The sequence below is a fragment of the Acinetobacter sp. HA genome (genome assembly GCF_000264725.1).
In the GTDB taxonomy this organism is placed as follows: Bacteria; Pseudomonadota; Gammaproteobacteria; order Pseudomonadales; family Moraxellaceae; genus Acinetobacter; species Acinetobacter schindleri.
Genome location: NZ_AJXD01000013.1, coordinates 41,785 through 49,220 on the forward strand (window position 1 = coordinate 41,785; position 7,436 = coordinate 49,220).

The window sequence follows — 7,436 nt, forward strand, 5'->3', positions numbered from 1 at the left end:
ACAATCATCATAGCAAATAATCTGAAACTACGGCGCAACAATTTGCCCAATTTTTCTGCTTAGCCAAATGAACAGGGTTGATAAGGCTCAACACATACGGTGATATAACCAAAATATAGTAAATAACTAAAAGTAAGTTTAGGTCAAAAAATATGTATACATAATTTTGATGCTTTAATTTTTTTATGAGTTGCTTTAAAAAACAACAGTTGATTAGCAGGTGGAGAAAACGGAACAGTATTCTTATCGTTTATTTATCTAAAGTGACTCAATTTGGTGAGTATTTTCTTAACCTTAAACTTTAAGAAAAACTGAATATTTGCAGTAAAATACAAAAATACCTTTTAAATCGGTTAAGAACTCACCTAAAGTTTATAAAAGCTACATAAGCTCATCATTATTTACCAGAAATAACATCTATAGTGAATTTACCGCACTGTTAAGGTGCAGTGTGAAATCTAACGAAACAAAAATCACAGAGAATGCTTGAATATAGTGCATTTAATTATACAGACAGTATAATAGGCCGAAAGTATTTCTTTCAATCCACGTATTCTCATAAGGATTTCAAGATTTTAGCTATACTTTTAAAAGTTGGTACGGTAATTGCTTAATAACTACCAACTACTAACACGCACTTCGTAAGTGCAACAAAAAAACATCGGAGCAAATTGAGCATGGCGAACAAGGTCCTTCAACTCATCCAAGAAAGTGGCGCAAAATGGGTAGACTTCCGTTTTACAGACACTAAAGGTAAAGAGCAACACGTGACTTACCCAGCAGACACTATTGATGAAGATACATTTGAAGACGGTAAAATGTTCGATGGTTCTTCAATCTCTGGCTGGAAAGGTATTGAAGCGTCAGACATGATTTTACGCCCAGATGCTGAAACAGGTTTTATCGACCCGTTCTTCGCTGAGCCTACAGTTGTTGTGACTTGTGATGTCATTGAACCTTCAACTGGTCAAGGTTATGACCGTGACCCACGTTCAATCGCTCGCCGTGCAGAAGAATACCTAAAATCTACTGGTATTGGTGATACTGCATTCTTCGGTCCTGAACCAGAATTCTTCGTATTTGACGAAGTAAAATGGGAAATCGACATGTCTGGCGCTCGCCATACATTGATCGCTGAAGAGGCTGCATGGTCAACTGGCAAAGACTACGAATCAGGTAACTCTGGTCACCGTCCACGTGTTAAAGGCGGTTACTTCCCAGTTCCTCCTGTAGATTCTCACCACGATATGCGTGCAGACATGTGTGCAAAAATCGAAGAGATCATGGGCCCAGGCCGTGTAGAAGTACATCACCACGAAGTTGCATCTTGCCAGCTTGAAATCGGTGTAAGCTTCAACACAATGGTTCGTAAAGCAGACGAAGTACAACAGTTTAAATATGCTGTTTGGAACGTTGCGCACCAATACGCGAAAACTGCGACTTTCATGCCTAAACCAATGGTAGGCGATAACGGTTCTGGTATGCACGTTCACATGTCAATCTCTAAAGATGGCAAGAACCTGTTTGCTGGTGATGAATATGCAGGTCTTTCTGAAACTGCACTTTACTTCATCGGTGGTGTGATCAAACACGCGCGTTCATTGAATGCGATCACTAACCCGTCTACAAACTCATACAAGCGTCTGGTACCGCACTTCGAAGCACCAATTATGTTGGCTTACTCTGCGCGTAACCGTTCTGCTTCTATCCGTATTCCATACGTTTCTAGCCCTAAAGGCAAACGTATCGAAGCACGTTTCCCTGATCCAATGATGAACCCGTACCTAGGTTTCGCTGCATTGTTGATGGCTGGTCTTGATGGTATCCAGAACAAGATCCATCCAGGTGAAGCTGCAGACAAGAACTTGTACGATCTTCCTCCAGAAGAAGAGGCTAAAATCCCTACAGTGGCACACAGTCTTGAAATGGCTCTTGAAGCGCTTCAAGCGGACCAGGATTACCTGCTTAAAGGTGGTGTGTTCACTAAAGAAATGCTTGATGCCTATATCGAGCTTAAAACTGAAGAAGTACGTCGTCTGAACACGACTACTCACCCAGTTGAATTTGATATGTACTACAGCCTGTAATTCTTCCAAGAATTTCACTGTAAAAAAGACCCGCCTTTGTGCGGGTTTTTTTTGTATGATGTTGTTATTGATTAAAGATAAATGATTATGGCAGCACGTAAAAAACATACTGGCTTTTTTCCCTGGATTGATCCGCAAGATCACAGTAAAGGTTTTAAACTGAATTTTTCTGAAGTGACCTATATAGAAGTCGGACGTACACCTGAAGGTTATAAGCAGGTGGAATTCGTTGCATTGCGAAATCCTGAATTGGCTTTGGATTATAACTATCCGCAAAGCTTTTATATCACCACAGATGGAATAATTCTGAAAAAACTGCCAAGTGGCAAATATGAAGTTATCGCCAAGACAGATAATGCCTGATCATGAAGTTGGGAATGTTGTGAGTTTAAAATTTAAGAATCAGCCTAGACAGCAAATACCAGCTGTATTTCGGGAATGGCTATATGCATCAGGATCATTAACCCAGCAATTAACTGATTTGGCAGATGGGCAATTTAGGGTGCAGCCATTAAAAGAACATTTTCAGCGTTTAAGCTTTGAAAATGCCAGCTGGATGGGGATGCCACATCAACATACCTCTTGGGTGCGGGAAAGCTATTTATATGGTTGTGATGAACAACCTTGGGTGAAGGCTAGAAGTATTTTCCCGATTTTAAGCCTGCAAAAACGGGCACGGATTTTTCAGTATATTGGATCGAAGCCGATTGGCTGGCTGTTATTCCAGCGTACTAATCCGCATTGTGAGCGTCGTGTGATCTATCTTGAAGATGGGTGGACCCGCCAGAGCTGTTATACTTGGCATGGCTGTAAATTTATCGTACAAGAAACATTTTTACCGGCTTTCCAGCAATATATAGAAAATCAACAGGCTTAACTTGATATGGCAACTGCACAAGCAATTAACTGGCGTGAACGTCTGAGCGCCTATTATTATCTTTGTCGTTTTGATAACCCCATTGGCACAGAACTGGTTTTTTGGCCCACCATGTGGGCGCTTTGGGTGGCTGCAAAGGGAATACCTGATCTGAGTATTCTGGTGCTAATGATTCTTGGTGTCATCTTTATGCGTGCAGCAGGTTGTGCCATTAATGACTTTGCCGACCGAAAGGTGGATGCACATGTGGAGCGAACAAAAACACGTCCACTGGCAACTGGAATCATTAGTGGTAAAGAAGCAGTAATGGTATTCCTGGTGCTGGTGGCTGCTAGTGCCTGCTTGCTGTTCTTCTTACCGATTGAAACGTTCTATTGGTCATTTGGGGCTTTATTTCTAGCTTTCATTTATCCTTTTATGAAACGCTATACGCATTTACCGCAGGTATTCTTGGGTGCGGCATTTTCATGGTCCATTCCCATGGCTTATACCGCAGTAGGGCAGACTCCGGATTTAACCTGCTGGTTGCTGTATTTTGGTAATCTGGCCTGGACTGTAGCATATGACACCCAATATGCGATTACGGATCGTGAATATGATCTTAAAATTGGGGTGAAATCGACAGCTATTTTATTTGGCCAGCATGACATTCAAATTATTAGTGCTTTACAGGCCGTTAGTATTGGGTTGATTGCTGCGGCACTTTGGCTGGAAAATTTATTGCTTCCATTTGGTCTGGCTGCACTCATTGTTGTAGCTATTGATTTTATTTACCAATGGTACAAAACACGTGATCGAGATCCTCAATGGTGTTTTTGGGCATTCCGGCATAACCGTTGGGTAGGGCTGATGATTTTCCTGGGAATCTTTGCTGCATTTCTGTAACTGCATGCTGTCGATTCATAACAAAAGCATCCTATAAGGGTGCTTTTTTTTATGATTAATTCAAATCTGCTTCATGAAAATATAAACAACAATAAGGGATTAGAATATGAACAGCATAATGAAAAACGGTTTCAAAAAAACTTGTCTGGCGGTCATATGTTCAATGACATTGTTAATGACAGCATGTAATGACGATGATGATGATTCGTTTCGCCCCCAGGAAAGGGTATTTTTAAATCAGCAGTCGTATGATGCAGATACCTTACCTGAAGCTTCAGACATTCAAGTCATACGCTATAACATGCCAAATGTACGAGGTGAGCGTGCTGAAGCGACAGCCATGGTTTTTTATCCAAATACACCTCAACCTCAAGATGGTTGGAGGGTTGTGGTTTGGGAACATGGTACAGTCGGTAGCGGTGATTCTTGTGCACCAAGTAATAACCAGCTGAATAATAATTTTAAAGGACTGGCTAGCAGCTTGCTTGCACAGGGATATGTGATCGTTGCACCTGATTATGAAGGGCTAGGTACTCGTGGGATTCATCCTTATTTAAACTTAAAAAGTGCTGCACAATCGGCTATCTATGCTGTAAGAGCCTTTAAAGAACAACAAGGAAATCGATTTAATGGTGCTTGGGTCTCAGTGGGACAATCACAAGGAGGGCATGCATCACTTGCTACAGCACAGTTTGCTGATGAAGATCCAAATTATAAGGCAGCAGTTGCAGCAGCTCCGGCTTCAAGTCTGGGTTATATTATTAGTGAAGTTGCACCGCAAGCGCTAAATGGTCTGGTTGAGGCGGGGCAAGATGATGTGGCAAAAGCAGTCTATGCGGAATTGCTTGCTTACGCCGCCTATGTGGCAGTAGGCATTAAAGCCTATGAACCAAACTTTAATTATCGCAATATATTTTCAGATCGTGCAGGGATTGTGGCTGAAAAAGCAGAAGGCACGACTGGAGAAAATGGGCTTTGCCTAGGGCCACTGATTGCTGAATATATTCAAGATATTGATAATTATTTGGTTGATAATCCAGAGCAGACTGTCGTTGATTATCCAGGATTAGTAGAAAATTTCCAGGATAATCCGTCGGTGAAAAAGTTTCTTGAGGACAATCAGCCTGCAACTGAAAAAATTAATGTTCCTGTAATGATCATTCAAGGTACTTTAGATATGGCTGTACCGTATCCAGTAACAGATGGTTTGCAGCAAGGCTTAAAAGATATGGGTACTGCAGTGACTTTTGTACCGGTAGTTGGTGCTTCACATACTGAGGCCATTGTACTAAGTAGAGACCAGTTAGTAAGTTTCATTAATACTCATATGCCTTCAGGTATTTCTGTGAGTCCTTAATCAAAAAAAGGAGCTTCGGCTCCATTGCTGTCCCACAATTTTTCACAAGAGGAAGCTCAAATGAGCTTCCTCTTGTTTTATGGGTATTTTATCGGGTGAAAATAAAGCTTTTAAAGTTCTTCTTTCAAACAAATTCACTTGAATTATTCTGAGTAAACGTTGAACTGTCCAACCTGTTTTTCCTAAATGTTGAGCGAAACTCACCAATAAATAGGCGATCATCGCAATCCAGATTTGTGTCTGAATTGCGTTCCTGCTGCGGCCTAGAAACGCTTTTAATTTGAGATTCTGCTTAATCGCCTTAAAGAACAGCTCAACTTTCCAACGATCTTTATAAATCGCCGTAATGGTGGAGGCGGCTAAATGAAAGTTATTGCTGAGAAAGCTAAAGTGCTTGCCACTTTGCTGATCTCTATATTCAATTCTTCTTAACACTGGGGCTTTTCTTTTTAGGGCATGTGCGCTATTCAGCTGAATGGTTTCATCTTTTAGAATACCTTTGGATTCAAGCACTGGATGTTGCTGGATCACCTGATACACAGATTTAGGCCTAAAACGTGTGACAAATCCAATGTTTTGAGCAGTCAGATTTGCATACCATTGGTAATCGACATAGCCTTTATCAAAAACTACAATGCTGCCAGCAGGAAACTGGAATTTGCGGCCTTGTACCATGTCATTTTCTTTGCCATTTTCAACTGCAACAAACTCAGGAATATCATTGCTGTGATTCAATCCTATGCTGAGTTTCATGCTGGCTTTTGAGTCGTGAACTTTGGCCCATTCACATAAGGAAAGCGACAGGTCAATATGACTGGCATCCAAGGAATACAAGGGATTCTTAAAGCGAAATTTATGAGCTACTTTTGAGTGTTCATAGTATTTAAGCAACTTGTAAAATAGCTGTTGATACAAGGCAGCAGGCTGCTGCTCATTGATTCGTGCCAGCGTGCTTCGGGGAATAGACTTTGCTCCGAGATGACTTAGCTTTTCCTGTTGGCACTCCAAATTGGATTGAATATCTCTCAGACTTTGCCTACAAGAGAATTGAGACATCAATATGGCAATAAACTGATCCCACCGGGAAGCCGCTCTAAATTTCTGTCCAACATGGTGTACTTTAGCAAGTTGTTCAAAATCCTGTCGCACAACAGGTTTAATTAGCTCATGAAATACGGTATTCTGATGGGACAAAACCTGAATCCTGGTCGTTAAAGTGTTTGTTTGCACTCATATTTTAACTGTTAGGACTCAGGTTTTTTTATTTAAAGCAAACTATGGGACAGCAGTGGCTTCGGCTCCTTTTTTTATTTGTTATCTTGCTAAGTCTTGAGCAATCATCTGAGTTTGTTATAGTGGCTCAAGATTTTAGATCAAGAGTATAGGTTTGTTATGTCGCAACAGACAAAAACCCGCAGTGTCAAGAAACTGGTTATTTTTGGAACCCTAGCTTTATGTATTCCAATCTTTTTGGTCACGATGGCATTTCTGGCTGTAAATAGTGATGCCAAAAATCAGGAAAAGTATAAACAGCAGCAGGCTGAAATGATCGCCCGAATTGAAGCACGTGAGGCAGCTGAGAGAAAGCAGGCAGTGGAACGGCAAGCGAATGCTGAAACAGACGTGCAGGCAGCCTCAGAGGCCAATATTCAGCAATAAGTATTTTATATAAATTTATTATCTTAAATCCCGTTGTAGTTGTCTGATGCTCGGTATTTCCGTGTATCGGACAACGGTATAGCCTGCTGCAATCAGCATGGCATCGCGTTCAGCATCTTCCTTTTCTTTGCCAAAATGACTCGGATCATCGAGCTCTACAATTGCAACGACATTATATTCCCGGTCCATCACTACAAAGTCAGTCACCTTGCGATTGAATTTACTCCGCATATTCATCTGGTCATGAGTAATCAAGGCACTGAAAGCAACTTGTGCCAAAATATGATGATGAGGAAAAGCATCTTTCAGACGAGTAAACATCCTGCTTTCAAAGGCAGTAATGACACGTTTGGGGTAAAATTTTTGCTGGCGGGTAAACAGGTGCGGGAAGAGCAGGCAAAATAAGGCGAAACTTGCCAGACAGCCAATCACAAAAAAAATAATCTGACTCAAATGAAACACAGTAGAACTTAGAACAAATAAAAAACCCACTTCATAATGAGTGGGTTCTTCGAGAATCTTGGCTCTCCCACCTGGGCTCGAACCAGGGACCTGCGGATTAACAGTCCGT

At 41.2% G+C, this 7,436-nt stretch carries 8 protein-coding genes; 6 read left to right on the forward strand and 2 right to left on the reverse strand.

The genetic code is table 11. The features are described 5' to 3' along the window. Positions 1-677 precede the first annotated feature (677 nt). From glnA to HADU_RS03685, 5 genes are all read left to right on the forward strand, one after another. Complete coding sequence (gene glnA / locus HADU_RS03665; RefSeq protein WP_004810587.1) at positions 678-2,087, forward strand: type I glutamate--ammonia ligase; 1,410 nt, start codon at positions 678-680, stop codon at positions 2,085-2,087. A gap of 87 nt (positions 2,088-2,174) precedes the next feature. After that, positions 2,175-2,450 (forward strand): hypothetical protein, encoded by a 276-nt coding sequence (locus HADU_RS03670; protein ID WP_004810585.1) that lies wholly within the window; start codon positions 2,175-2,177, stop codon positions 2,448-2,450. Continuing rightward, positions 2,443-2,964, forward strand: a complete 522-nt coding sequence (locus HADU_RS03675) for a chorismate--pyruvate lyase family protein (RefSeq protein ID WP_008303670.1) — start codon at positions 2,443-2,445, stop codon at positions 2,962-2,964. Before HADU_RS03670 ends, HADU_RS03675 begins: the two co-directional genes overlap by 8 nt. 6 nt (positions 2,965-2,970) lie before the next feature. Further along, positions 2,971-3,849: a 4-hydroxybenzoate octaprenyltransferase gene (ubiA, locus tag HADU_RS03680; RefSeq protein WP_008303672.1), complete on the forward strand. Its 879-nt coding sequence runs from the start codon at positions 2,971-2,973 to the stop codon at positions 3,847-3,849. A 118-nt stretch (positions 3,850-3,967) separates the two neighbouring features. Beyond that, entirely contained in the window at positions 3,968-5,206 is a 1,239-nt protein-coding gene (locus tag HADU_RS03685) for a lipase family protein (protein WP_193759966.1), read from the forward strand. Positions 5,207-5,248: 42 nt separating this feature from the next. On the opposite strand, the gene HADU_RS03690 is transcribed toward HADU_RS03685, so the two are convergent. Further along, positions 5,249-6,400: an IS4-like element ISAbe18 family transposase gene (locus tag HADU_RS03690; protein WP_008303675.1), complete on the reverse strand. Its 1,152-nt coding sequence runs from the start codon at positions 6,398-6,400 to the stop codon at positions 5,249-5,251. Between the two features lie 198 nt (positions 6,401-6,598). Here HADU_RS03690 and HADU_RS03695 point away from each other — a divergent pair, with 198 nt between their 5' ends. Then, entirely contained in the window at positions 6,599-6,865 is a 267-nt protein-coding gene (locus HADU_RS03695; RefSeq protein WP_008303677.1) for a hypothetical protein, read from the forward strand. 18 nt (positions 6,866-6,883) lie between these two features. On the opposite strand, the gene HADU_RS03700 is transcribed toward HADU_RS03695, so the two are convergent. Next, positions 6,884-7,327 carry a DUF2726 domain-containing protein gene (locus HADU_RS03700; protein WP_026056769.1) on the reverse strand — a complete coding sequence of 148 codons (444 nt, stop codon included), beginning with the start codon at positions 7,325-7,327 and terminating at the stop codon, positions 6,884-6,886. Positions 7,328-7,436: the final 109 nt, after the last annotated feature.

Coding starts and splice junctions, on each gene's coding strand:
- glnA (WP_004810587.1), top strand. CDS start 678: ATGGCGAACAAGGTCCTTCAACTCATCCAAGAAAGTGGCGCAAAATGG.
- HADU_RS03670 (WP_004810585.1), top strand. CDS start 2,175: ATGGCAGCACGTAAAAAACATACTGGCTTTTTTCCCTGGATTGATCCG.
- HADU_RS03675 (WP_008303670.1), top strand. CDS start 2,443: ATGCCTGATCATGAAGTTGGGAATGTTGTGAGTTTAAAATTTAAGAAT.
- ubiA (WP_008303672.1), top strand. CDS start 2,971: ATGGCAACTGCACAAGCAATTAACTGGCGTGAACGTCTGAGCGCCTAT.
- HADU_RS03685 (WP_193759966.1), top strand. CDS start 3,968: ATGAAAAACGGTTTCAAAAAAACTTGTCTGGCGGTCATATGTTCAATG.
- HADU_RS03695 (WP_008303677.1), top strand. CDS start 6,599: ATGTCGCAACAGACAAAAACCCGCAGTGTCAAGAAACTGGTTATTTTT.